Source organism: Haloarcula sp. Atlit-120R (assembly GCF_003665885.1).
GTDB lineage: Archaea > Halobacteriota > Halobacteria > Halobacteriales > Haloarculaceae > Haloarcula > Haloarcula taiwanensis.
Window position 1 is genome coordinate 402378 of sequence record NZ_QPLN01000003.1, and the last position, 25488, is coordinate 427865.

General features: G+C 60.3%; 24 protein-coding genes and 1 pseudogene. 9 read left to right on the plus strand and 16 right to left on the minus strand.

What is annotated here, in order from left to right:
* Positions 1–585, plus strand: coding sequence for an HD domain-containing protein (locus DVK01_RS13705; protein WP_101351504.1), 585 nt, complete (start codon positions 1–3; stop codon positions 583–585).
* A gap of 289 nt (positions 586–874) precedes the next feature.
* On the opposite strand, the pseudogene DVK01_RS13710 reads toward DVK01_RS13705, so the two are convergent.
* A pseudogene (locus DVK01_RS13710) lies at positions 875–1657 on the minus strand (glucose dehydrogenase); the annotation flags it as partial.
* A gap of 160 nt (positions 1658–1817) precedes the next feature.
* Here DVK01_RS13710 and DVK01_RS13715 point away from each other — a divergent pair.
* Together DVK01_RS13715 and DVK01_RS13720 are read left to right on the plus strand one after the other, a co-directional pair.
* A complete protein-coding gene (locus DVK01_RS13715) occupies positions 1818–2219 on the plus strand; it encodes a TOBE domain-containing protein (protein WP_233560811.1) in 402 nt (133 codons plus the stop codon).
* Positions 2220–3304: 1085 nt separating this feature from the next.
* Positions 3305–4057, plus strand: a complete 753-nt coding sequence (locus tag DVK01_RS13720) for an IclR family transcriptional regulator (protein WP_101351505.1) — start codon at positions 3305–3307, stop codon at positions 4055–4057.
* Between the two features lie 257 nt (positions 4058–4314).
* On the opposite strand, the gene DVK01_RS13725 is transcribed toward DVK01_RS13720, so the two are convergent.
* From DVK01_RS13725 to DVK01_RS13745, 5 genes are all read right to left on the minus strand, one after another.
* On the minus strand, positions 4315–5037 hold the full coding sequence (locus DVK01_RS13725; protein ID WP_014030882.1) for an ABC transporter ATP-binding protein: 723 nt from the start codon (positions 5035–5037) through the stop codon (positions 4315–4317).
* The gene (locus DVK01_RS13730) at positions 5034–5798 is read right to left on the minus strand and encodes an ABC transporter ATP-binding protein (RefSeq protein WP_101351506.1); all 765 of its coding nucleotides are present in this window, start codon (positions 5796–5798) and stop codon (positions 5034–5036) included. Before DVK01_RS13730 ends, DVK01_RS13725 begins: the two co-directional genes overlap by 4 nt.
* On the minus strand, positions 5791–7815 hold the full coding sequence (locus DVK01_RS13735) for an ABC transporter permease (protein ID WP_121537145.1): 2025 nt from the start codon (positions 7813–7815) through the stop codon (positions 5791–5793). Before DVK01_RS13735 ends, DVK01_RS13730 begins: the two co-directional genes overlap by 8 nt.
* Before the next feature lie 8 nt (positions 7816–7823).
* A complete protein-coding gene (locus DVK01_RS13740; protein ID WP_101351508.1) occupies positions 7824–9071 on the minus strand; it encodes an ABC transporter substrate-binding protein in 1248 nt (415 codons plus the stop codon).
* A 129-nt stretch (positions 9072–9200) separates the two neighbouring features.
* Positions 9201–12050: a penicillin acylase family protein gene (locus DVK01_RS13745; protein ID WP_121537147.1), complete on the minus strand. Its 2850-nt coding sequence runs from the start codon at positions 12048–12050 to the stop codon at positions 9201–9203.
* Positions 12051–12241: 191 nt separating this feature from the next.
* Here DVK01_RS13745 and DVK01_RS13750 point away from each other — a divergent pair, with 191 nt between their 5' ends.
* Positions 12242–12712: a VOC family protein gene (locus DVK01_RS13750; RefSeq protein ID WP_101351510.1), complete on the plus strand. Its 471-nt coding sequence runs from the start codon at positions 12242–12244 to the stop codon at positions 12710–12712.
* Positions 12713–12772: 60 nt separating this feature from the next.
* Here the strand turns inward: DVK01_RS13750 and DVK01_RS13755 are convergent, their stop codons facing one another.
* Positions 12773–13099, minus strand: coding sequence for an EthD domain-containing protein (locus DVK01_RS13755; RefSeq protein ID WP_101351511.1), 327 nt, complete (start codon positions 13097–13099; stop codon positions 12773–12775).
* 111 nt (positions 13100–13210) lie between these two features.
* Here DVK01_RS13755 and DVK01_RS13760 point away from each other — a divergent pair, with 111 nt between their 5' ends.
* Entirely contained in the window at positions 13211–13981 is a 771-nt protein-coding gene (locus tag DVK01_RS13760) for an IclR family transcriptional regulator (RefSeq protein WP_101351512.1), read from the plus strand.
* A 105-nt stretch (positions 13982–14086) separates the two neighbouring features.
* Here the strand turns inward: DVK01_RS13760 and DVK01_RS13765 are convergent, their stop codons facing one another.
* Positions 14087–14899 carry an enoyl-CoA hydratase/isomerase family protein gene (locus DVK01_RS13765; protein WP_121537149.1) on the minus strand — a complete coding sequence of 271 codons (813 nt, stop codon included), beginning with the start codon at positions 14897–14899 and terminating at the stop codon, positions 14087–14089.
* The gene (locus DVK01_RS13770; RefSeq protein ID WP_121537151.1) at positions 14896–15780 is read right to left on the minus strand and encodes a 3-hydroxyacyl-CoA dehydrogenase family protein; all 885 of its coding nucleotides are present in this window, start codon (positions 15778–15780) and stop codon (positions 14896–14898) included. Before DVK01_RS13770 ends, DVK01_RS13765 begins: the two co-directional genes overlap by 4 nt.
* Before the next feature lie 98 nt (positions 15781–15878).
* Between DVK01_RS13770 and DVK01_RS13775 the strand changes: the two genes are divergently transcribed.
* Positions 15879–17021 carry a thiolase family protein gene (locus DVK01_RS13775; RefSeq protein ID WP_121512676.1) on the plus strand — a complete coding sequence of 381 codons (1143 nt, stop codon included), beginning with the start codon at positions 15879–15881 and terminating at the stop codon, positions 17019–17021.
* 9 nt (positions 17022–17030) lie between these two features.
* Here the strand turns inward: DVK01_RS13775 and DVK01_RS13780 are convergent, their stop codons facing one another.
* Both DVK01_RS13780 and DVK01_RS13785 read right to left on the minus strand, forming a co-directional pair.
* Positions 17031–18467 carry a zinc ribbon domain-containing protein gene (locus DVK01_RS13780; RefSeq protein WP_121537153.1) on the minus strand — a complete coding sequence of 479 codons (1437 nt, stop codon included), beginning with the start codon at positions 18465–18467 and terminating at the stop codon, positions 17031–17033.
* Positions 18464–19636 carry a thiolase domain-containing protein gene (locus DVK01_RS13785; protein ID WP_101351516.1) on the minus strand — a complete coding sequence of 391 codons (1173 nt, stop codon included), beginning with the start codon at positions 19634–19636 and terminating at the stop codon, positions 18464–18466. The genes DVK01_RS13780 and DVK01_RS13785 overlap by 4 nt, the downstream gene beginning before the upstream one ends.
* A 132-nt stretch (positions 19637–19768) precedes the next feature.
* On the opposite strand from DVK01_RS13785, the gene paaK reads away from it, so the two are divergent.
* Complete coding sequence (gene paaK, locus DVK01_RS13790; RefSeq protein WP_121537155.1) at positions 19769–21058, plus strand: phenylacetate--CoA ligase PaaK; 1290 nt, start codon at positions 19769–19771, stop codon at positions 21056–21058.
* 3 nt (positions 21059–21061) lie between these two features.
* Here paaK and paaI read toward each other — a convergent pair whose 3' ends face one another.
* The gene (paaI, locus tag DVK01_RS13795) at positions 21062–21457 is read right to left on the minus strand and encodes a hydroxyphenylacetyl-CoA thioesterase PaaI (protein WP_101351518.1); all 396 of its coding nucleotides are present in this window, start codon (positions 21455–21457) and stop codon (positions 21062–21064) included.
* 101 nt (positions 21458–21558) lie between these two features.
* Here paaI and DVK01_RS13800 point away from each other — a divergent pair, with 101 nt between their 5' ends.
* Positions 21559–22017 (plus strand): MaoC/PaaZ C-terminal domain-containing protein, encoded by a 459-nt coding sequence (locus tag DVK01_RS13800; RefSeq protein WP_053967752.1) that lies wholly within the window; start codon positions 21559–21561, stop codon positions 22015–22017.
* A gap of 145 nt (positions 22018–22162) precedes the next feature.
* Positions 22163–23614, plus strand: coding sequence for an aldehyde dehydrogenase (locus DVK01_RS13805; protein ID WP_121537157.1), 1452 nt, complete (start codon positions 22163–22165; stop codon positions 23612–23614).
* Positions 23615–23715: 101 nt separating this feature from the next.
* On the opposite strand, the gene paaE is transcribed toward DVK01_RS13805, so the two are convergent.
* Genes paaE through DVK01_RS13820 form a run of 4 tightly spaced genes read right to left on the minus strand, consistent with a single transcriptional unit; the run spans position 23716 to position 25487 of the window.
* Complete coding sequence (gene paaE, locus DVK01_RS22920; protein ID WP_304999832.1) at positions 23716–23883, minus strand: 1,2-phenylacetyl-CoA epoxidase subunit PaaE; 168 nt, start codon at positions 23881–23883, stop codon at positions 23716–23718.
* Positions 23880–24314: a 1,2-phenylacetyl-CoA epoxidase subunit PaaD gene (gene paaD, locus DVK01_RS13810; RefSeq protein ID WP_014030898.1), complete on the minus strand. Its 435-nt coding sequence runs from the start codon at positions 24312–24314 to the stop codon at positions 23880–23882. Before paaD ends, paaE begins: the two co-directional genes overlap by 4 nt.
* Positions 24307–25140 carry a 1,2-phenylacetyl-CoA epoxidase subunit PaaC gene (gene paaC, locus DVK01_RS13815; RefSeq protein WP_121537159.1) on the minus strand — a complete coding sequence of 278 codons (834 nt, stop codon included), beginning with the start codon at positions 25138–25140 and terminating at the stop codon, positions 24307–24309. The genes paaD and paaC overlap by 8 nt, the downstream gene beginning before the upstream one ends.
* On the minus strand, positions 25140–25487 hold the full coding sequence (locus DVK01_RS13820) for a phenylacetic acid degradation protein PaaB (protein ID WP_394337673.1): 348 nt from the start codon (positions 25485–25487) through the stop codon (positions 25140–25142). Before DVK01_RS13820 ends, paaC begins: the two co-directional genes overlap by 1 nt.
* Position 25488: the final 1 nt, after the last annotated feature.

Here is a 25488-nt window from a genome sequence, read left to right on the forward strand (position 1 = left end):
ATGCCCGACTACGAGGAGCAAGTCACGGAGGCGTTCCCGGAACTCGACTACATCTCGTCGGACAGCCTCCGCAGCAACGTCATCGAGGCGTGGGCACTCGCGCTCGACCGAGGTGGTTGGCGCGACATTACGGATATCCCCTACGCCTGGAACATCCACGAAGTAACCAACGTCAGGCACGTCCGCGGTGTCACCAGAATCGCACGGGAATCCGCTATCGAGCAGCAGGAGTTCCACGGTGCCGACCCCGATATGGACGTCATCGTGGCAGCCACACTACTCCACGACGTCGGAAAGTGCTACGAGTACGTCGACTTCGTCGAGGACGAGAAGCTACTCGACCCGGACCCGAAATACGCAACCGAAGAGGTCCCACACTCTCTGTCGGGCTATGCACTCGCACACGAGGTCGGCTGTCCGCTGGCGGTCCAACGAGCGATTCCGCACTTTATCGGCGAGATCCCGACGCGGACACTGGAAGCCGAACTCGTCAAGAGTGCGAACTCCGCATCCTCGAACGCGATTACGCAGTCAACGATGGGCATCACGCTGCAGGAGTGGGTCGATGAGTATTCCCAGACGTAGCCACTGGCGCGAACGATAGCACTCTGCCACAGCGTCGACCGACGAAACTAGTCCCTACGGGGGCTTTCATTTTTAATTTTCAATGGATTTCTACGTCTCCAACCAGCATTTACGTCTAAGTATACCGAAGATGCCCCATATATCAATAATTTCTTGCCATAAATATCCCTAGAGGAGCCTTATTTCGAAAATCCTCGTCAAAAGATGATTGAAACAATTATCCATGAGGAAGCGCGGAGAAATACCACTCTTTCGAGTGTATATACACATATCGAGAGTATTCTGGGGCTTATGCGCTGAATTCGATGTACGATTTGATGGTATCCGGCGACTTTTCGAATGCGTCTGCAAACCCCGACACCGAGCACTGGGTCGTCATGATAGACGCAAGGAACCAGTCCGGGTATTCCGCGAGTGTGTTACGAGCGCGTTTGTAATGCCGGACGTTGGAGTTCACGCTCCCGAGCAACGCTTTGTTCTGGAGGACCAACTGCCTGTGAAGCGCCCCACCGTTGACAGTAAATTCCCAGTCCTCAGGGATGCCGAGGAGGACGCCGACTCCGTTCGCACCGAGTGCCTCGACCGTCGAAAACGCGTGTTTTGCATGCCCTGTCGCCTCGAACACCAGATCCATCGGCTCGTGGACATCGGGTATCTCGTCGACGGCCGTCTGTTGAGAATTAACGTAGGTAGCCCCCAGTTCCTCGATAATGTCGATGGTCGGGTCCGGCCGTTCACGACGGCCGAGACAGTACGTCCGCTCACACCGGTCTACAAGCATCGCCAATGTGAGCAGTCCTAGCGGTCCGTTTCCGAGGACGAGTCCGGCAGCATTCTGCCACTCGAAGGTCGACCTGGAACGCTGTGCCAGCTCAAGTGCCTTTTCGACATTGCTGATCGGTTCGACCAGAAATCCGACATCCGCAAGCGATTCCGGGACCGGGACGAGAAACGATGCGGGTGTGGTGAAGTACTCGGCCATGTAGCCGTGCGCCCCCGCAATCCCCCGTTCGACATACTCACCTGGTGGAGCCATATCGGGCTCGTTGTTCTCGAAGAACCGACTCGACGTGACAACGATCTACGTTACTCACGACCAGACGGAAGCAATGACGATGGGCGACCGTATCGCTATTCTGGACGATGGCGTGTTACAGCAGGTTGGAACGCCACTGGAGTGTTATCACCGTCCAGCCAATCGGTTTGTCGCCGGGTTCATCGGGTCGCCCTCGATGAACTTCATTCCTGCCGCTGTCGAGGACGGGTCGCTAGTGCACCAGGAGTTTACCTACGAGCTGTCCGCTGAGACCGCCGCCCAGCTCGACGGGTACGAGGAAGTCATCCTCGGTGTCCGGCCTGAAGATATTCAGCTCAGCCCCGCGACTGGCCCGGAGCAGACCGTTACCGCGACCGTCGACGTCGTCGAGCCACTTGGGGACCTGTTTCATGTATACGTGACGATCGACGGGCAGCAGTATACGGTCACCGTCGAGGATGGAGCAAACCTCGGGAATGGCGTCACGGTCGGATTGCGGTTCCCAGAGGAGGTCATCCATCTGTTTGATGCGGACTCCGGCACTGCGATCAAGAACAGTGAAACGGAAATCGACGAAGAGAGTCCGGTTGCAGCCTGATTTTCTCATTCCGCGACGCTCGATAGAACGTGGCTTGAGAATACCCGAGAAGGGTACCAGTGGCAGTGACAGCCGGAAGAATACCAAAGGAGCCACTGGGAGGACCAGCGCGGAACCGACCTATTTTGACGGCTCTGTGAGCAGGGCTTGCTGACGAGATGGTCTGAGACGTGCTTGCTCAGTATTCAATATTTCCGCTCTGCGAGCGGGTGTGGGAGTTAGTTTCGTAATGTGAAATTCATTCACGCAGTCACCAGCGAGGCGCAGTCACTTGCTATATGAACTGTTGTCGTTGTAGAGGGTCAGTACCGCAACGGCACTGTGTTTCGTAATACGACATCCACATGGCCATCAGATAACAGGCGTACAAATATTATCGGAGTAGTCGACTGCTCTACACGTCTCATTAGGCGTCGGGAGCAGGGGAGAGACAGATGCAACCCTGACTGAGATTCAACACCTGTGAACAACCCTCACTGTAGGCCGGATGGTTGCACTGCGCTCTGGAGCGCGCACACCTCAGAGATACAGCCATAGGATAACAGGCGTACATCTATTATCTATTTCAGAATCAGCCTGAGAGTTACCGGCCGTAGGTGATAGTGTCGGCGTTGGAGTGCAGACCAGTACCGAGGCGATACGAGAAGTGATTGCGGTGGTGCAAGGAGAGTGCTGAGCACGAACAGGGCGAATCGAAACGGACTGGGAGACCGTGACGGGACTAGTCCCGGTAACGCTGCTATCCTCGCTATGTTCTCATTTGTATTTCGTATGCTGCGGCCGAGTTCAAGCTAATTGAACATCCTGATGTACAGCAAGTGCCACCGTCCGACATCTGCATCGGCCGGCATTAGAGCACCGGGACGACGCCGCCTTACTCCGTTTCTCAGTGGCAATACAGTGGTCAGTAGGTACGTAAACGGACGGACGGAATTTAGGAGAGTCACTGGATTGCCGAGTTTTGGGTAGTATATCATGCTGCAGTCGTCGCGATGCCACTGGGAATACACCTGATAACACAGTCTCCGGACATAGAGTTCAAACTGATTGAATGATTTTATAATCATTTAGCCAAATATACTGGTATGACAGGACAAGACCCGATCGAGTCCGCCGGAAGGGTGCTGGACATTGTTGAAGCACTGAAAACGGAACAGGCACTCGGCGTCACTGAGCTGGCAGAGCGGGTAGAGATGCCCAAGAGCACAGTCCACGTTCATCTCTCGACACTCCAGAGCCGAGGCTACGTCGTCCAGGACCAGAACAAGGCGTATCGGCTGAGCTTGCGGTTTCTGGATATCGGGATGAAAGTCCGCGAGCGACAGGAAATGTACCAGGAGGTCGCCCCGAAACTGAACGAGATAGCCGACGAAACCGACGAGAAAGCGTGGTGGATCGTCGAAGAGAACGGAAAGGCGGTCTTCCTGGCCAAAGCGCTCGGCAGTCGGGCGATTCAGACAAACTCACAGATCGGCCAGTACACCGAACTGTACAGGCTCGCTGGAGGCATGGCAATCCTCTCAGTGTTGCCGAAACACCGGCGGGAGACAATCCTCGAAAGCTACGACTACCCCCTCCCCGACGGTCGGGATCGGCAGGAACTCGAAGCAGAACTCGACGAGATTCAGGACCGCGGCGTCGCCTACGGAATCGACCAGTTCCTCGAAGGCGTAGCCGGCGTCGGTGCCCCGCTGGTAGACAACGCCGGTAACACGTACGGTGCCATCAGTGTCTCAGGACCGGCAAACCGGCTGGACTCGGAACGCATCGAAAACGAACTGACCGACCTTATCCGTGGGATCTCCGGCGAGCTACAGGTGAATCTCTCGTATCAGTAGTTCTATTGACTCGAACACCACTGATCTGGGCAAGACACCTGTGAGACCGTTCGAATCCCTTCGGAACAACGCTATAGCACAATAGAAGCCGATTCAATAGAATAGAACTGACTGTGTGATGTGTTGACACTCTAGTGGTCGTTACCGCTCGGTGCATGGGGCTCGAACTATGGTCGGTAAGCCCCGTCTCGAACGGGGCCCTGCGCTATACGGCTAGTGACCGGGGATCGGGTCGTGCCCGGCGATTGTCGCCATAGTCAGTCAGTGACACCGACGCCGAGGTGTCTGTCGAGTACGTCCTCGTTGTTCTGGATCTCCGCCGCAGTTCCCTCGTGGACGATCTCGCCCTTTTCGAGAATGTACGTGTACTCCGAGACCGCCAATGCGACCGGGATGTTCTGCTCGACGACCAGCACCGTGATACCCTGTTCGTTCAGTTCGAGGATAAGGTCCTCTATCTGCCGGACGACATAGGGTGCGAGCCCTTCCGTCGGTTCGTCAAGCAACAACAGATCCGGGTCGGCAGTCAGAGCGCGGCCGACCGCAAGCATCTGCTGTTCGCCACCGGAAAGGACCGATCCGTCCTTGTGTTCTCGCTCCGCGAGGTTCTCGAACATATCCAGTACGTCGTCGACTGACGGCCCGTCAGGCGACTCGGCACCGATTTCACCCATTCTGATGTTCTCTCGGACGGTCAACTCGGGGAAGATCCGTCGCTCTTCGGGAACGAACCCGATGCCGCTCCGGATCGTCGCCTCGGAGTTGCGTGTCGTGATGTCCTCGCCGTTGAACGTTATTGACCCACCAGTCGGGGTGATGTTACCGACAATCGACCGTAGCGTCGTTGTCTTGCCGACGCCGTTGCGCCCGACCAGCGACACGACGCTTCCGCGTTCGACATCCATCGAGACGCCCTGTAGTACCTCAGTCATCCCGTATCCAGCCCGGACGTCTTCGAGGGAGAGTAGCGGGTCGGTCATTCGCGAACACCACCGAGGTACGCATCGCGGACGTCGTCGTTGTTTGCGATCTCTTCGGGCGTCCCGCTTGCGAGTTCTTCGCCGCGCGTCAGAACAGTAATCCGGTCCGAGACACGCATCACAAGGTCGATATCGTGTTCGATGAGCATCAGCGACCGGTCTGAAAGGACTTCATCGATAAGATTCATTGTGGCCTGTGTTTCCTCGCTACTCATGCCAGCAGTTGGTTCGTCAAGCATGACAAGATCCGGGTCTGTCGCCAGTACGAGACCCAGTTCGAGGCGACGCTGGTCGCCGTACGCCAGAGCCTCAGCGTGCTCGTCAGCCCTGTCTTGGAGCCCGATCTGTTCCAGCACCGTCCCGGTTTGCTCCGTAATCTCGTCGAAGCCGTTCTTGTCACGGAACAGCGCTTCGCTGGGATTGATCTCGTCACTGTGGACGGACTGTGCTGCCAGCCGCACGTTTTCTCGCACGGTGAGGCCGCCGAAAACGTTCGTAATCTGGAACGACCGGCCCAGTCCGCGGCCAACCCGTTCGTGTGGCGCGACGTCAGTGATGTCCTCACCTTTGAACCGCACGACGCCCGCTGACGGCGATAGCGCCCCAGTGATGAGATTAAACGTCGTTGTCTTCCCGGCCCCGTTTGGCCCGATAACGCTCCTGAACTCACCGTCGGCAACCGACAGCGACACGTCGTCAACGGCGGTGAGCTTGCCGAACCGCTTCGTCAGTCCGTCCGTTTCGAGTACAGTCTCAGTCATCGCTTCTCACTTCCGGCTCATCCATGTCGACAGGACCGTCCGCGTTGTTGGCCGTCTCCAGCCGTTGTGCGACGAGAGACGGAATCGATACGATACCGCGTGGGACGAACAGCACGAACAGGATAAACATCGTCCCGATGATAAGCCGCCACTGGTCGGTGTACGACGAGAGGAACTCCTCGGCACCGAAGAAGACACCGGAGCCGATCATGGGACCGTACAGTGTCCCCATTCCGCCAAACAGCGCAATAACGATGACCTCCCCTGAGTGGATCCAGTTGAGTGTCTGGTCCGGTGAGATGATGACAGTTGACGGACTGACGGCGAGGAGCCCGCCGGCCAGTCCAGCCATACCGCCGCTGATGACAAACGCTCGGCGCTTGTATCTGTTGACGTCGTACCCGATGAACTCCGCCCGCTCTTCGCTTTCCCGGATCGACTGCAGAACACTGCCAAACGGTGCGTTCATCATTCGCCGAGCGAACAGGAACGAGAGCACAGCAAGTAGCAGGGCGAGATAGTAGAACACGACCTGCTGTCCGACTTCGTACCCGAGGAGCCCGAACTCAATGTTCGAGAGCGACGCCCCGACACTACCGAGTCCGAGGAAGGCCTCAAAACCGAGCAGACCGTCGCTCCCACCGGTGAAGTCGAACTTGAACACAGCGCTGTAGAGTAACTCCGCAAACGCCAGCGTAATCATCGCGAAATACACGCCGGAAACTCGAATAGAGAGGCTGCCAACGATCCAGGCCAAGAGGGCACAGAGGAGGATCGCCCCGAGTAACACGACAAAAACCGACTGCGAGTAGTGCAACATCACGAGCGCGGCGGTGTAAGCGCCGACGCCGTAGAACATCGTGTGGCCGAGCGGCACCAGTCCAGCATAGCCCATCACGATATCGAGACTCAGTGCGAAGATAGCCCAGATGAGGATCTCGTTGAGGACGACAAGGTAGTACTGATCACCCATGAGCAGAATCGCCACTGGCGCGACTGCGAGCGCGGCAACGGCGATACCGCCGAGTCGGACCCGAGTACTGTCTGCCAGTACCCCGCCATACCCGCCGACGAGAAGTTCGCCTTCGCTTTCTGACTCTTCACCCCGAGTTCCGAACAGTCCTTGCGGTTTGACGAGCAACACCGCGATCATAAGCAGGTACACGGTCAGCCCTTCGAGATTGGGAACGCTCAGCGTGGTCTCACCGAACGTGGCGAGGACAGTCCCGCTGTAGGCCCGCATCAGTGTCTGGACGACCCCGACGAGCAATCCGCCGAAGACAGCCCCTCTGAAACTACCGAGGCCACCGAGGACGACAACAACGAACGCCGGAATGATGACGCTGTTGCCCATGCCGGTGTTTACGTTCTGGTAGCCGCCAAGGACAATCCCGGCGACGGCAGCGAGCGCCGCACCGACGCCAAAGACCAGCGTGTAGTACTGGTCGATATCAATCCCGACGTTACGAACCATCTCACGGTCCTGTGACCCGGCACGGATAATCATCCCGTACTTTGTCCGGTTCAGCAGATACCACGTCACAACCGCGAGCAACGCCGCAAAGACAATCATGAAATAGTTATACACGGACACCTGAACGCCCAGTATAGACACCGGGCGACTCAGGTACGCCGGGACAGCTAGCTGTCGTTGCTGTGTCCCCCAGATAAGACGGATGCCGTCGTTGATCACGAGCACCAGCCCGAACGTCAGGAGAATGTGATACAGCGGGTCCCGACCGTATAACGGCCGGACAGTCGTTCGCTCGATAGCGGCACCGATGAGACCGACGACGACCGGGGCAACCACTATCGCGACCCAGAATCCAGTCCCCGCTCCGAACGGCGCAATGATGGTCAGCGCGAAATACGCACCGAGTGCGAACAGTTCGCCATGGGAGAAGTTGATCACGTCCATCACGCCGAAAATGACTGACAGTCCGGCGGCTAGCAGGACGTAAACCATCCCAAGGGTGAGGCCATTCAGCAGTTGTTCGATGAAGTCGGCAGCGACCATTGTACTACCTACATCTCACAGCCGAGGTCACTGGCTGGTGGCAGCGTCTCCGACCCTGGGACCTGGTCGAGGAGTTCAACATCCGCTGTGTCACCGTCGCCCTCGGTGAGTTTCGCCATCCACGTCGGGTTCGTGGCCTGATGGTCGCTCTCTCGAAGGGTAATGTCTCCCAGTACTGTCGTGAACGTGCCACCTTCGAGGGCGTCTCGGACATCCGCCGGTTCAGTGCTTCCGGCCTCGGCCATTCCTTTGGCCATCAACCGCAGCGAGTCGTAGCCAACGCGGGCGAAGTTGCCTGGCTCACGGTCGTTCTCGCTGGCGTAGGCCTCAACGAACGCCTGATTGTCACCGGTGTCGAGCGAAGGGTCGTACCGAGCGCCGCCGAATGTGCCGACGCTGTTCGACCCGGTCCCGGCACGGACACTCTGGAACGTCTGGGTCGGACCGACAACAGCGATCTGGTCAGTGAGGCCCTGATCCGCGGCCTGGTTGGTGAAGTTCACCAGATCACCACCGGTCATCCCTAGAACGACCACGTCGGCGTCAGAGTTGCTGATCTGCGTGATGAACGAGCCGTAGTTGCTAGCACCCAGCTCGGACGTTGATGTCCCGACCTCGGTGTAGTCGTCGCTGGCGGCCGCCATGCGCCTGCTGGTACGGTTGTACACCGAGTCGCCGTACGCGTAGTCCGCGTAGTGGAACCAAACGTTGGTCCCCAGATTGTTGACTGAGTACGCCGATATCGCCTCGGCAATCTGTGCGGTGTTCGTTTCGAATCGGAACACCCATTCGTTGCAGGCAGACCCGGTGATCGGGACGGCTGCGCCGCCGGGGAAGTAGATATGCTCCGACTGAGCGGCAAAGTCGTTCAGCCCGAGTGCAACGGAGCTTGATATCGCACCGAACACAAACTCTGCTCCCTCTTCTTGAACGACGCGCTGTGCCTCGGACTGTGCAGCCCCGGCCTCGGTTTCTGTATCGCCCGTCACCAACTCGAACTCGAAGTCGTAATCGTCGTTGTTGTTTATCTCCGTTACAGCGAGTTCAGCCCCAGTGCGCTGGCCCGGTCCGAGAGAACTGAACGGGCCAGTCATCGGGTTCAGGCTCGCAACGGTCACTGCCGCGTCACCACCTGTTGAGCCACCCTGACAACCGGCGAGGCCAAGCGCGCCGACCGCGCCGGCGGCGGCGAGGAACTGTCTCCGTGACCGGGCGATTCCTACAGTACGGTCTGGTGAAGTACCTTCGCTCGACATAGGTTCATTATCTATTGTTAAGCAAATCGTATTAAAGCCTTGCCCCTGTCAGCGCGTATCGCGCCGTTCAAGCGGGTCAGTAGCTGTGGTGTCCCGGCTCGTGACTCCTGCTTCCCACTGCGGTGGTGACTATCTGGTGGTGTCGGTTTGTCTGTACAGCCACGCCAGCGCCGTCCCGAGTACCGCTGTCGCCCCAGTCAGTGTCGTGAAGCCGGGTCCACTGGCGTCCGTCACAGGAGGCGTCCCCGTTGCTGTGTCCGCGCTCTCCGTCTCATCGGTAGTCGTTGCGCCGCTCGCCGCAGTACCCTCGTCTGTCTCGGTGCCGTCCGGCGTCGGCGTGTTACCGATAGCAGCGCCAGTTGAGTTTGCCGGCAGCGCCAGCGTTCGGGACTCGGTTGTGGCGGACTCAATAGCTGCGTCGGCGAACAACAGCTGTTTGTACTCGAAATTCTCGAACATCGCCAGCTGGTCGGCATAATGCTCGCCAGTGGTGCCGTCTGGTGCGACGTAGCCGTCGTTCCCGGGCGGGAGGATGTTCTCTGCCTCCGGGTCGTCACTGAGCCGGACGACGTGGTTCTCAGTTCCGCGGTTCATCAGCGCCGTGTTCCCCGCGGATGTGGCACCGATAGGCATCCCGAACAGCGCGAGATTGTCGAACTCATGGAGTGCTGCCTCACGACGCCAGGTCTTTGGGGCCCCGTCGTATTGCTCGGCGAGTTCGCCCACGGCCGTCCGGAACGCGCTGACCAGCGCGTCGGTAATATCTCCATCCGCGTACTCTGCCTGCGTCGTCAGTGCTGTCTCCGCCGGGTTGAGGACCCGCATCAGGGTGCCGCGACCGTAGTCGTAGCCGAGGAAGAACGATGCCGGGCCGTAGGCACTCCCGAACGTCTCGCTGAAAACCTCGTCCAGAATGTACGGGAACGTCGCATCCCAGATGGTGTACCCGGGAGAGTGGCGTCCCTCGTTGTCTTCGCCGTCGGCCTGTGCGAAGTGGTCCCACGAGGCCAGTTCGTCGCGTGCTTGCTGTTCGGTGTCGGAGAGGTCTACGTCCGCAAGCGCATCCAGCAAATGGTCTCTATACCGAATCGAACGCAGGTCGGTGAAGGAGATATCGTAGACGACAGTCTTCAGGAAGTCGTAATCAACTGTTCCCTCCTGTGCTAACCGCTGCTCAACTAGATTGATGATCCGTTGCACACGGTGGTCGGTCGACCACGAGTAGCTCAGGTCGCCGTTGTTCCACGCAGGCGCGGGTTTGTTGTTCCACTGTGCCGAGTACCCCGGATCGGGGTTGATTGCGTAGGGCACGTCACCGTCAGCCGCGCGCAGGTAGTCCGACGCCGTGAGTTCGTACTGTGTTCCATCTGCTGGCAACCGAGTGTCCCAGTCGACCGCTTCGCTGTCCGGGTACCGACCGAGATGGACATACGCGATGTCACCGTCTTTGTCGGCCCACATGAAGTTCAACGCATAGTCACACCGCTGGGCTGATTCCCGGAACTCCTCGGCGTCCGTCGCGAACTGACACTCATAGAAGGCCCGCCAGCAGTTCATATGCCGGCCGGCGTATGACTTCGTCTGTGCCAGTGCTTCCCCGTTGTCAGGGTCCCACTGGGTCACGACACCGTGGCGAGTGAACCGTTCAGTATACGTCACGTCCTCGCCGTCAGCGACGGTGATTGTCTGTTCGGCCGTTTCGACCTCGTACTCCTCGCCCTGAAAGGAGTACGTGTCCGGCCCCGACGAGTTGGTCGTGATCGACTCCGTGAACATCTGGATGCAGTTATCGATTCCGGCAGTCGAGGTCAGTGCCCCGTTGCGGTTGTGTCCGAACATGATGAAGGGATACCCCGCAACAGTGACACCGGCGATGTCGAAGTCCGGGCCGTGCAGGCTCGCCTCGTACATTATCGAGGGCGTGTTGAACCCCATCTGTGGCCCGCCCATCAGTAGCGCATCGCCGCTGGCCGTGATGTCACCCTGGACAGCGAGAGCGTTGCTGCCGTACTTGATCGGGAGGCCAAGCCTGTCGAGTCCGGACGCAATCGTTCGCATCCGCTCCATTTCGCCTTCGTGCATCCCTTCGGGGTCAGCTGGCGGCGTGTACTCCCCACCAGTCACCAGATTGCTCGGCAGCACAGACGAACCGCTTGCCCCACGTGTCACCCTGTCTGTCTCCTGTCCCTCAGTCACGTTGGGTGTTGGCTCCGCACCCACGTCGGTATAGGGAGGAGAGTAGATATCCGATGGCTGGACCGTCGAGGTCGGGCAACCGGGGTCGTCGCCCCATTGCAGGTCCTCGAATAGCTCCATCGCACGCTGTTCGCTACCAGTTTCCTGCGTGAGCGTGTCGAGAACTGTCGCACCGAGTGTTTCGAGCTGGAAGCCGCTGAAATACGCCATACTGGCGACGAACATCCCGGCAGCGTCCGTCGTGGTAAACTCCTCGGGCTCGAACCCGTGCTCCTGAAAGGCCTGATGGAATTGCAGTTCCTCGCTTTCACGGACTTCGGTAATGTATCGGTTGATACCATCTGTAAACGCCTGCAGGACCGCTCGCTGGTCCGCCGTCAACTGTTCAGCGGCCTGCTCGTCCAGTGACGGCTCGCCGGCGGTGTTGCGCCGCGCCTCGATATCGAACTGGACCCAGTCGGTGTCCTCGTCGCCCGCACCGAGGACCGCCGCGACAGTCCCGTGATAGTACCGCCGGTACAGTTCGAGCTGATAAAGCCGGTCTGCCGCCGTTGCGTATCCGAATCCGTAGAACGCCGGTGCGCGGCTGTCGGCGTCGCGGGCGTAAACATGTGGGACGCCATAGTCGTCTCGTCGTATCGTGACCGTGGCATCGTCTTCTTGCGCGTAGGCTAACTCCGTCTCGATGGCACCGATTCCAGCCATGCCGGTAACCGCAGCGCCTGTCTTCAGAAGCGTTCGTCGCGAGAGGTGCTGCCACGAGTGCTGGTGCTGTGCTGGCATCCCGTAGTCGACAGTCCGGATATTTAATAAATATTTGGGGACATTTCTGGGCGTGTCAATGAGATGCCTTTCCAGATGCGGTATCAGGGTCGGTCTGTCCCGGCCAATTCGCCCAGCACCCGCACTGAGTTCAACGGCCGCCCGCACTCACGGCCCAAGCATATAATTGGGAGCCTGCCGCAGTCCTCGCCATGTCTGTGGACCCGCCGATCCGTGTCGACCACATCGGGATCGCTGTCGAGCATATCGCCGACGCTGAGCCGTTCCTGTTCGCACTCGGCTGCCGGAAACTCGTCGAAGAGTCCGTCGAAGGGCGGTTTCGCTGGGCGCAGTACGACTTCAATCAAGACGCGTCGCGGCTCGAACTTATCGCACCCGAGGCACCGGACACGTTCCTCACGTCGTACCTCGACGACTACGGGCCGGGATTGCACCACATCACGCTCGAAGTGGCTGCTGTTGACGCGGTGAAAGCAGTACTGGAGCGCAACGGATACAGTGTCGTCGAATACCATGAATATCAGGACTGGACCGAGGCGTTTGTGCCACCATCGAACCCGACCGGAGCGCTCGTTCAGCTGTTCGAGTATCACGATAGTTACGACGCTGACCGGCCACCTGCCGAGAAGCTCTACGTCGATGGGAGCCGACTCGATGGCTGACATCTGCGACGGTTCGCTCTCGGGAAGCTGAGTCAAGCGGGAACAGCAGGAGCGACGCTATCAGTCGTCTCTTTCGTCGAGCTGGACCGTTTCCTCGACGATAAGCCGTGGGCCTGCGTCCAGATCGATAAACTCGGCCGCGTCAGCCTGAACCGTCTCGGCAAGGTCTGAATCGAACGCAGCGCTGAGTGCGTCCATGTCCTCGAAATACAGCTCCAGCACGCCGTCGTAGGCTGCACGCTCTGGGTCCGTTGGGACAGACGTCACGTAGCGTTGCAGCCCTGGCAGGTCCTTTGCTAACTCCGAGTGGTCGCCTTGCCATCGGTCGGCGAACTCCTCGTGAGTGTACCCATCTCTCCGGACGAGTAAGTCGACAATTTTTGTCATGCGTGCGCCAAGTCGTCAGGGATTGGCTTTTAGCTACCGATCCGATCTGGCTGTATTAGTTCAAGCTACTCGAACACAACACTTGTAAGCCAATTAGACATGTGTGTACGTATGGCAATCCCACCCGCTGTCAACAGGCCGGTCGGAACAATCGAGCGAGCAATCGAGATCATGGAGTATCTCAAGAGACACGACACGGCCACGGTGTCGGAGATGACAGAGCACCTCGGCTGTGCGAAGAGTACGACGCACAGATACATGAAGACACTCGCGGCCAATAGCCTCCTCGTCGAGGACGACAACGAGTATCAGCTCGGCATCCGCTTTCTGGACTACGGCGAAGTGGCACGGAACAAGTACCGTCTCTACGACGAGGCAAAGCCGAGAGTCGACGAACTCGCGGAGGAGACCGAGGAGAAAATCTGGTGTGCAGTCGAAGAGCACGGCCGCAGCGTCCACATCTACGGCGCTCAGGGCAAACACTCGGTACAGACGTACGCCCGGGTTGGCCATCGGAACTATCTCCACCAGCACGCTGCGGGGAAGGCCATACTGGCACACCTTCCGGATAGCCAGATCACAGAGACCATCGACAGGCATGGGTTGCCCGGCCGGACGCCACAGACCATCACCGACCGGGACGAACTCTGGGCGGAAATCGAGACCATCCGTGACCGCGGATACGCGTTCAACTTTCAGGAATCGGTGGAGGGACTGCACGCGGTCGGGGCCCCGATTACGGATGAAAACGACATTGCCATCGGGGCGATCAGTGTTTCCGGCCCGGCAAGCCGGCTTGAGGGGGCCATTCTCCGGGACGAACTGCCGACGCTGCTACTGGGCGTCGTCAACGAGATCGGGATCAATATGGCCCATCCGTGAGGTCAGCAGCAGGGTTCGAACGGAGCAACGGGAGGGGTTGGCATTGTGTGTCGCTGGGTATGGCTGTGACTGTGCGGGCGCCCCCGTTCCCGGGACAGCGCGGGCTCACTCGCTGGCCCACTCCGGCTCTCTGTCTTCGAGGAACGCGTCGATCCCCTCGTCCTTGTCGCCAGTTGCGAACAGCTGTGCGAACAGTTCGGCTTCGTACTCGATGCCGGCTTCGAGATCCATTCGGGAACTGGCACGGACGGCTTTCTTCGCCAGTTCGAGCGCCGCGGGGCTTTTCTCTGCAATCGACGCCGCTATCTCGTAGACCCGCTCATCGAAGACGTCGTCGTCGTGGACCTCGTCGACGAGGCCGATGTCGGCGGCCTCTGTTGCGTCGATGAGGTCGCCGGTAAGGATAAGCCGCATAGCGTGGCCTTCGCCAACCAGACGCGGCAGTCGCTGTGTCCCGCCGCCGCCGGGCATGATGCCGAGGTTGATTTCCGGCTGGCCGAACTTCGCGTCCGTATGCGCAATCCGGATATCAGCAGCCTGAATCAGCTCACAGCCGCCGCCGAGCGCGTGCCCGTTGATGCGGGCGATGACCGGCATCGGGCACTCGTCGACGTATTCGTAGACCCGGGGTCGCTTGCTCGCCTCCCGTTGCTCTAGCATATCCCGCTCGCGGAGTTCCGTCACGTCCGCACCCGCAACGAATGCGCCGGTGTCTGCCGCGCCAGTCAACACGACAGCACGGACATCGCTGTCCGGGATTGCGTCGAAGACCTGTTTGAACTCCGTCCGCAACTGGGTATTGAGCGCGTTTCGGGCCTCCGGCCGGCGTAACTCGACGGTGGCGACATTCTCGACGCGGTCACCGACGCTCACCGAAACCGTTTCACAGTCCGCCGCGGCGTCAGCGAGGTCCGTCATGCGTCCCCCCAGTCGCCGCTGGTACCGACGATGTCACCGTCCTCCCAGACGTAGAACCCCTCGCCGGATTTCTTGCCGAGTTTTCCGGCCCGGACCTTCCGTTTCAGGATCTGTGGCGGGCGGAACCGTTCGCCGAGTTCCGCACGCAGGTATTCGAGGATGTCGAGTCGGACGTCGAGACCGACGACATCGCCGAGTTCGATCGGTCCCATCGGGTGATTGTAGCCGAGTTCCATCGCGGTGTCGATGTCCCGCGGTGTTGCAACGCCCTCCTGCACCATCCGCATCGCTTCGACGCCCAGCGAGACACCAAGCCGAGAGGAGGCAAAGCCCGGTGCGTCAGCCACCTCCACCGGTGTCTTGTCGATCCCGTTCACGAACTCCCGGGCACGCGAAACGGTCTCGGCACTCGTCTGTTCCGCGACGACGATCTCGACGAGTGCCATGATATGTACTGGGTTGAAGAAGTGGAGGCCGATAGCTCGTTCCGGATAGTCGAGGCCACTCGCTATCTCAGTCAGTGACAGCGAGGAGGTGTTTGACGCGATAAGCGTCGCCGGGTCGACGTGGGATTCGACCGCAGTAAGCGTCTCGTGTTTGATCTCCATGTCCTCGGGGACTGCTTCCACGACGAGGTCTGCTCCGGTCACAGCCTCCTCGAGCGATGTTGTCCCCGTGAGACGGTCCAGTGCTGCCTCGGCCGTCGGCTCTGACACTTTCTCCCGGGCGATACCCTCTTCGAGATTCGACTCGATGGCGGCCAGGCCGTCATCGACGATATCTGACTCGATATCGCGGAGAAAGACGTCGTGACCGGCCATTGCCGACACTTGAGCGATACCGTGGCCCATGGTACCGGCGCCTAGAATAGCTACGTGCATCATTTCTCAGCACAGTAGCGAGGGGTAAAAACGTTGCCTGCGTCCCGCCGCAGTGTGGCCTGCATTTAATACAGCGGCCACGGTAAGAGTCGGTGAGGATGACTGGTTCCGACTCGCAAGCCGTCGTTGTCGATGCTGTACGAACGCCACAGGTGCCGAAGGATGGCGCGCTGGCCGGGACACACCCCGAAGACCTCGTCACCACCGTGCTTGCTGCACTCGTTGACCGGACCGGTGTTCCGGCAGTCGAGTGGGACGACTTCCGACTCGGGTGTGCAAATCAGGAGGGAGAGCAGGGACGAAACCTCGCCCGGCAGTCGATACTCGCCGGCGGGTTTCCGGAAACAGTGCCCGGAGCGACAACGACCCGCCTGTGTGGCTCGTCACTGACAACGCTCGTCGACGCCGCTCGTGCCATCGAGGCGGGCGACGGTGCGGTGTATCCAGTCGCCGGCGTGGAACACATGAGCACCGTCCCCTTCTCTGACTGGCTGCATCCCGCTATCGAGCGGCGGTACGACCCCGACAGGCTGCCGATGGGACAGACGGCCGAAACCATCGCACGAAACCACGATATCAGCCGAAAATCTCAGGACGAGTTTGCGCTGCGGTCACACGAGCGGGCGATCGCTGCGATGAACGGCGGCCGATTCGATGCAGAGACCGTGCCCGTCCACACCGACGAGACAGCGATAGAGGCCGACAAGACACCACGGGCAGACACGTCAGTCGAGCAGTTGAGCGAACTCCCGACTGTGTTTCGCGACGACGAGGCGGCGACGGTTACGCCGGGGAACGCGTCACCGCTGACCGACGGGGCCGCTGGGATGCTCGTCACCTCGGCAGCGTACGCAGACCAGCACGATCTCGATGTCCTCGCCCGGGTGGAGACGCGGGCCGTCGCCGGTGTCGACCCGCTAGTCATGGGACGGGGGCCGATTCCGGCGACACGTGCTGCACTGGACGACGCCGACCTGACAATCGACGATATCGACCTTGTGGAACTCAACGAGGCGTTTGCAGCCCAGAGCCTCCACTGCAAACGCGAACTGGGGATTCCGACCGAACGGCTCAACGTCAACGGCGGGGCTATCGCGTTAGGGCATCCGCTTGGCTGTTCGGGGGCACGAATCACGACGACGTTACTGCATGAGATGCAACGGCAAGACGCGACGCACGGACTGGCGACGATGTGTGTCGGGTTTGGTCAGGGTGTCGCGGTTGTGTTCGAGCGTCCCTGATACTGGCGGCTATCGGCGCTGACTGGCGACCTGTGCCTTGAAGCCGTATCTGATGACGCCTTCCTGGGTGTAGATGCGCCGCGTCGTCAGCACGACAGGGGTGCCGATTGTGACTTCCGCCCCCGCCTGAAGCACCTGTGCAGGGACACTCACGGTCTGTGCACCCGACGGGCTGTCGAGCGCGACGATAGCGCTATCGAACTGGCCGCTCTTGGACTGCTGAGCGACGAACTCCGGCGGGGCACCGCCCTGTTCGATGGTCGTTACTGCCTCGACTGTCCCTGTTCCGGGCAGTTCGACAGCCTCGAAATCACCGGTGCGCTCGTGACAGTCCGTACAGGCCCCGGTCGGCGGGAAGTTCAACGCACCACACGCAGAACACCGGCCGGCGACGAGTCGGTGGCGTTGTGGGATCGTCCGTTGCCAGGACGGGACGCTAACGTAGGCTCCGCCGCCCTTTGGTTCGTCGCGTGTAATCTCGCCGCGCCGCCGGAGGTACTCGGCGTAGGACAGGGAGGCAGTCCCATCCAGTGCAGTTTCGACCGGAACGGGACCAGCAACGGCGAACAGCGTCGCGCTCGCGCCGCTTCCGTACGCGGCAATCAGCACGCGCTCGGCGTCGTCCGCAAATGCTGTTGCGGCCCCGAGAAACGCACTTGCCGCGCCGGTGTCCCCGAGCGTACTGACTGTGTCCGCGGCGGCGATTGTCTCTGCGTCAACCCCGAGCGCACCAGTCGCCCGATAGGGGAGTTTGCCGTCCGGAGACTGGACCGCTGCTGCATCAACTGTCTCCATCGACACGTCCAGTCTCTCTGCCGCACTGGAAAGCGTGGTCGTGAACGCGTCGCGGTCGTACTGCGTAACGCCCAGACCGGTCGTCCGGTCGTCGCCGCCCGTTCTGAAGCGCGTTCCGGGATAAGCCGCCGTATGTGACGCTCGCTCAATGACGCTTCCGGGACCGTCCTCGTCAACAACGAGCGCAACACTGCCGGCACCGGCGGCGTGTTCGACCTCGCTGTCAGGGTCGCCCTGCGGACAGTCGCTGATGATGACGAGGCCGATACCGTCCCCGAACGGCCCGCCGTCCATGGTTGCGTCCAGCGCCTGCGCACCGGCGTGCGTGGAGCCGGTCATGGTCTGCGTCTTTGCGCTGTCTGGGACGGTGAGAATACTGCAGAGTCGCGCCGCGAGGTCCTCTTCCGCCATCGGCGGTGTCGTTGTCGCGAAGGCCAAGTGCGCGACGCCCGTGCCGGACGCGTCGGCGGCAGTGAGCGCACGGCGGGCTGCTTCGACACCCATCGTGACCGCATCCTCGTCGGCGTCGGGAACCGCCTTCTCGTCGATCCCCGCTGCATCGAATCGGCCCCAGGCGGCTTCGAACTCCGCGGCGTCGATCCGTAGCCGAGGTGCGTACGCGCCGATGGCCGCGAGCCCTGAGACAGTCATCGTGCAGCCTCCCGTTCGAGGATATGGACAACTGCGCTGCCCCCGCTTCCACCCACGTTATGAGTCAGCCCGTACTTCGGGGCAGCTAGCTGCCGGTCTGCGGCGCTGCCGGTGAGCTGTTTGAACGCCTCGACGACCTGTCCGGCACCGGTTGCGCCGATAGGGTGGCCCTTCGATTTCAGACCGCCGGAGAGATTGACCGGTATCGCTCCGTCAGCGTCGGTCGTTCCCGCGTCGAGCAACTGCGGTGCCTCGCCACGGTCACAGAACCCGAGGTCCTCGTATGCAAGCAGTTCTGCGATTGTAAAGCAGTCGTGGACCTCCGCGAAATCGAGGTCCGCAGGGCTGACTCCGGCACGGTTGTATGCTGTGTCCGCGGCCTTCTTCGACGCGGAAATGCCGGTGTAGCTGTCTCGCTGGAAGAGACCGACCCGGTCGCTGGCCGCCCCGACTCCAGCGACCCGGACCGGCTTGTCAGTGTACTGCTCGACGACATCCTCACTGGCGACGAGCGCGACCGCTGCGCCGTCAGAGGTCGGACAGCAGTGATAGAGGTTCAGCGGGTCTGCAACAACCGGGGCGTCGACGGCGTCTTCGAGGGAACACTCGAAGCCAAGGTGGGCCTTCGGGTTCTTCGCGCCGTTCCGGTGATTCTTGACTGCCACCATTGAGAGGTGTTCCTCGCTGGCCCCGTACTCTCGTAGATACGCGCTTGCCATCTGTGCGTAGACGCCGGAGAACGTCGTCCCGGTCAGCCGTTCCCACTCTGTTTCGCCGGAAACGCCGAGCCAGTACTTCGTCACGTCGCTACTCATATCCGTCATGACTTCGACGCCGCCAGCCAGCGCCACGTCGGCCATCCCGCTTTTGACCGCCTGAATTGCCTGTCGGACGGCATAGCCCGACGCGGCACAGGCGTTTTCAACGCGTACGCTGGGGACGCCGTGCAGCCCAGCGTGTTCGGTTGCTGCCGGGCCAGAGAGACCGAGTTGTCGACCGCCCACGCCGAGTGAGCCGACGACCGCTTCGTCTATTGCATCCGTGTCGATACCGTGGTCGACACTGTCGATGGCTTCGCTGACTGCGTGGTCGAACAGTGATCTGTAGCTCTCTTCGGGCATCGAGCCAAACGGCGTTTGCCCTGCGCCGATGAGATACGCGTCCCGCATACATGGAACTCTGAGGGTACTGAAAAATAGCTTTGCATCACTCGTCGAGAGTCACACACCACGCACGCTATTGGCAGCGGAGTGACCAATCCCAAACCATTTTATCACTCTTACCCCATTCTGTCACTGAAGATGGTGTACAAGCCACTGGAGGCGTCTGACCGTACAGAGCTGCGTGCGTTGCAAACTGACCGATTGAAAGAGACTGTCACACACGCCTATGAAAACGTCCCGTTTTACCGGGAAAAGCTCGATGAGGCGGGCGTCTCGCCCGAAGACATCCAGAGTATCGACGACATCACGAAGTTGCCGATGACGACGAAAGAGGATTTCCGCGACGAGTACCCCGACGGGCTCTTCGCCGTAGACGACGCGGACGTTGCACGTATCCACGCGTCGTCCGGGACGACCGGCAAACCCAAAATCGTCTCGTACACGGACGACGACCTCGACACCTGGAGCGAAGTCGTCGCACGGTCGTTGGCTGCGAGCGGGACCGAAGCAGGGGACACCGTCCAGAACGCCTACGGCTACGGATTGTTCACCGGCGGACTGGGGCTCCACTACGGAACTGAGGAACTGGGGGCCTCGGTTATTCCGATCGGGAGCGGCCAGACACAGCGACAGGTCGAGTTGATGACCGACCTGGAGAGCGATGTGTTCGCCTGCACCCCGTCGTATGCCCTCTATCTCGCCGAGACGGCCGAAGAGATGGGTCACGACCCCAGAGAGCTACCGATCTCGACGATTATCTTCGGAGCGGAACCGTGTACAGACCCGATGCGGGAGGAAATCGAGGCGCGGCTGGGCGTCGATGGCATCGATATTTATGGACTGTCCGAGATCATCGGTCCCGGCGTCTCGTGTGAATGCCACGAAGCGCAGGACGGGCTTCACATCTGGGAGGACCATTTCTACCCGGAGGTCATCGACCCACACACGAAAGAGCCGGTCGAGGAAGGCGAAGAGGGGGAACTCGTTCTCACAACGCTCACCAAGGAGGCGTTGCCGGTCTTCCGGTACCGGACCGGTGACCTCACGACGCTGAACTACGACGAGTGTGCGTGCGGCCGGACGATGGTACGGATGGACAACGTCACTGGCCGGACCGATGACCTCCTCATCATCCGTGGCGTCAACCTCTACCCTAGCGAAATCGAACACGCAGTACTAGATATCGACGGCGTCGCCCCGCACTACCGAATCGACCTCTACGAGGAGGACAACCTCGACGTGCTTGAACTCACCATCGAACGGACTGCGGAGCAGGGGCCGGGCGACAAAGCGCTGGAAGATGAAATCATCGAACGTCTGGAAAACGTGCTCGCGTTCACCCCGGACGAACTCGAACTTGTCGCGCCCGGTAGCATCGAACGAACGCAGGTCGGGAAGGTGAAACGCGTTTACGACCACCGTGACTGACTGTCAGGGCCGGTAGACTCGGCCGCGAAACGTCGCGATACGCTCGCCATCCTGTGCGGTCACCGTCACCTCGTACTCCGCGGTGCTGTCCGCAAGATGTGTCTCTTCAGCGACCGCAGACAGCGTCTCACCGGTGTCGATGGCGTCTAAATACGAGATGTTCGTCTCCAGGGCAACCGCAACCTCGCCGTGAGAGTTCGACGCCGCAGCGAACGCTGCATCGGCGAGTGAGTAAATCGCCCCGCCGTGGGGTGTCCCATGAAAGTTCAGCAAGTCCTCAGTAATCGTCAACTCAGTCCGGGCGAACCCCGAATCGAGTTCGACCAGGTCGATGCCAAGGGTTTCACAGTACGCGTCCGATTCGATACGCTCTCTGACTTCGTCAGCGACGCCGGACATACAGCCTGTGGTTCCATCAGGAATAACAAATATATACCGGTCACTGCTGGTGCTGTCAGCGGAGCGTAAAAATATAAATGGCTGCTATCAGATGACAAACTATGGCGTACAGCTACGAGCCACACCACTTCGAGGACTTCGAAGAGGGGCAGGAGTTTATCAGTGTCGGCCGGACGGTTACCGAGTCCGATTTCGTCATGCACTCTGCCCTGTCAGGAGACTGGACTGAACTGCATACGAACAAGGAATACGCGGAACAACAGGAGTTCGGTGAGCGGATCGCACACGGTCCGATGACGTTCGTGCAGGCGACTGGCTTCGTCTACCGGACGGGCATCGTCGAACGGACCGCGTTCGCGTTTCTCGGAATGAACTACATGGACCTCCCGAACCCGGTCCATATCGGCGATACACTCCAACTGGAGATTGTCGTTGACAACACCAAGGAGGTCGGGCGCGACGACGCCGGGTTAGTCGTTCTCGACACCGAAATGGAAAATCAGGACGGAACCGTCGTCTTCGAGGGCGATATGAAGTTCCTGATAAAGAAACGCGAGTAAATCCACTGACGCGTCCGAAAGCTGCAGCTGTAGCGGATAGCACCGCGATTTTGCGGCTTGAAAGCCGCAAACTGCGCTCTCGTCAGCCAAACATTAATAATCAATAATAACAACTAAGACGCCGCGCACTCCCACTCTTATTGCAATGGAGTACACCGGTCCGACAGACCTGTATATCGGTGGCGAATGGCGAGAAGCGACCAACGGCGACAAGATTGAGACGGAGGACCCAGCAACTGAACAGACCTACGCATCGGTACAGCAGGCCGAGGCGGCCGATATCGACGATGCAGTACAGGCGGCACGGGCAGCCGTCGCAGACGGTTCCGAGTGGGCGACGATGGACCCGGGAACGCGTCGGGAGAAGCTCCATGCGATGGCCGACGCCATCGAGGCGATGAAAGACGAACTGTCGATGGTTGAATCCCACGACAACGGGAAAACGCCGTTCGAAGCCGGGCTGGAAATCGACATGGTCGTCGATACGTTCCGCCATTACGCCGGGTGGACGGACAAGATACGCGGCGACGAGATTCCCGTCGAGAACGGCCGGCTCAACTACACTACCCGTGAACCAGTCGGCGTGACGGCACACATCGCGCCGTGGAACTATCCCTTCCAGCTCGCCGGCCGCGGACTAGCACCGGCGCTGGCGGCGGGAAACAGCGTTATCCTCAAGCCATCTGCTATGACGCCGCTTTCGGCGCTGTACTACGCGAAAGCCGCCGAAAAAGCGGGCCTGCCTGACGGCGTCGTCAACGTCGTTCCAGGGAAGGGGTCCGAGGCCGGCGACGCCCTCACCGGGCACGAGGGCGTCGATCACGTTACCTTCACCGGGAGTACTGGCGTCGGAAAGACGGTCCAGCGTACTGCTGCGGATGCAGTCGCCGATGTGACGCTCGAACTCGGCGGAAAGGGTCCGGCAGTCGTGTTCCCCGACGCTGACCTCGATGCCGCCGCCCGCGGCATCCAGTACGGAATCTTCATGAACGCCGGACAGATGTGCTGGGCGAACTCACGTATTGTCGTCCACGAAGACGTCTACGACGAGATGGTCTCCCGGATGGCTGAGATCGCCGAAAACATCCCGCTCGGCGGCGGTATCGACGACGATGGACAGATGGGACCAGTCGTCAGCGCGGGCCAGCAACAGGAGATCCTCGACTATATCGAGACCGGGAAAGAAGAGGGGGCGACTGTCGCGGCCGGCGGTGGCGTCCCTGCTGACAGAGACACCGGTCACTTCGTCGAGCCGACAGTCTTTGCCGACGTGGACAACGAGATGACGATTGCACGGGAGGAAATCTTCGGTCCCGTGCTTACCGCAATCGAAGTGAGCGACGAGGAAGAAGCGATTGCGGTCGCAAACGACTCACCGTTTGGCCTCACCGCCTGTGTCTGGACGAACGACCTGACTCGCGCTCACACCGTCACAGACAGACTGGACTACGGGATGGTGATGGTCAACGAGACGCCCAACACGTGGCCACAGACGCCCTTCGGCGGCACGAAACAGAGCGGTCACGGCCGCGCACAGGGCGAGCAGGCCATCGAGAGCTACACGGAAGTGAAAAACGTCCACATCAACCTCGGCTGAGGGTCAAGTCGGCGTCAGACTCCAGTCACCGTCATCATTGGCACCACCGTTCTGTTTCGCAGTATCAAACTACGAAGGTAATACTCGCAAGTAATAGCGGCTTACTCGAACTTCTTGAACTGCTGGAGGCACTCGTTACAGTAATGAATCGACTGACAGCGAGACGGTCCGCGTGGATGTTTTCGCTCAGTGTCAGTTGAGCTGCAGTACGGGCACTCAGCGCCCGTCTGTTCGCCGCTGGTCGTGACGCTGGGGTCGGGCTCGCTCATCCGTCGAAACTCATTCCGAAGTCCCGAAGCGCTTCTTTGCCCTGTTCGGTGACCAAGTCAATCGACCAGTCCGGGGCCCAGACCAGTCGGACCGACGCGGTCTCGATTCCGTCGACACTCTCGGCGGCTTCTTCGACCTCATCAAGGATGATCTCGCGTGCCGGACAGCCGCTGTATGTGAGTGTCATGTCGACCGTGACAGCACCATCGGACACGTCAAGCCCATATATGAGGCCCAGATCGACGATGCTGACCGGCATCTCCGGGTCCTCGACCTGATACAGGGCCGCCCACACGTCGCGTTCGATGCCGTCGGCGTCCTCGCCTGTGGCCGGCACGTCGTCCGCTGCGTGGTCTTTGGTCTCGTAGTCGGTGTACGAACACGCGGTGGCGTCAGCGTCCGCGCGTGGCCGGTCGTAGTCGCTACTCATCGTCGGCCGCCATTATCAGCGTCGCTTTGTCGCGTCCCAGATTCCGGTAGCTGGACGTCATCTGTTCGTGCAGGTCGTGCCAGTGGTCAGTGTGTTCGTTGTCCCGGCCCGTCGGCGTTGCGGGGTCGGCATCGGTCGGCACGTCGAACCCGAGTTCGGTCAGGAACGGTTCGACGCGGGTCTCCCACTCGGTGCGCATCTCGTCGAGAGTCATCGTTCGGATGCCCAGCCGTTCGATGTCGGCTTCCACGTCACCGACGGGTTCGAACAGCGTGAGGGCGTACGGATAGAGGTCATCGATAGCCGCCTGAACGCGTTCGCTGGCTTCCTCGTCCAGTGCCATCCGGTTCAGCCAGCTTTCGGCGTGTTCGAGATGATAGCCTTCCTCGCCCTGAATGCGGCTCGTTCGGTTCCGGATTGTCTCGTACGATGAGTCCTCAAGCGCAGAGAGGCGGATATCCTCGGCCGCATCGTAGAGGTACGCTCTGACGATGGCGCCGGCCCAGTCGCCTTCCGCAAACGGCAGCTCGACGAGCGTACTGTGCTGGAAGTCGCTGGGGTCGCTCTCGTAAATGAGCGATTCCTCGGAGTAGCCGAGTTGCTGCACTGCATCATACCACAGTCGTGCGTGACCCAGTTCGTCCTGCGCGTTGTTCGAAATCGAGAGGTCCGATTCCAGTGTCGGCGCACGCACCTGCCAGAACGTGTAGCGTTCGGCCTGAATCAGCTCGTCGTCAGCAAGCCGGAGTAGCTGTGCCTCGACTGCGCGCTGTTCGTCCTCGGACAGGTCAGCTGGAGCGCCGAGGTCGGATTCCGTTGTTGCCATTAGATCTCACCTCGCTGTTTCTCCGCTTCTATCTGCTCAGTCTCGGAGGCTTCGACCTCCTCAGCGGCCGGATCGACGTTGTACGTCTGTGCGAACCGGTAGGACTTGTTGGTCGTCCCGCCGAAGCTCACGTCGTCCTCGGTGACTTCGCCGATGTACTGGTGCTGGACGACCCAGAGACTGTTCGGGTCGTCGTCAGTGAACGCCGCAATCGCCGCCTGTTCTGCGTCGGCGGCGCTGGCAGCTTCGACATCACCACAGTGCGTGTGATACCCACCAGGCTTGTCCTGCCGGAAGACGGCCCACGGTTTCTCGGCGCTGTCCTCGGTCTCGCCATGGCTCTCCACC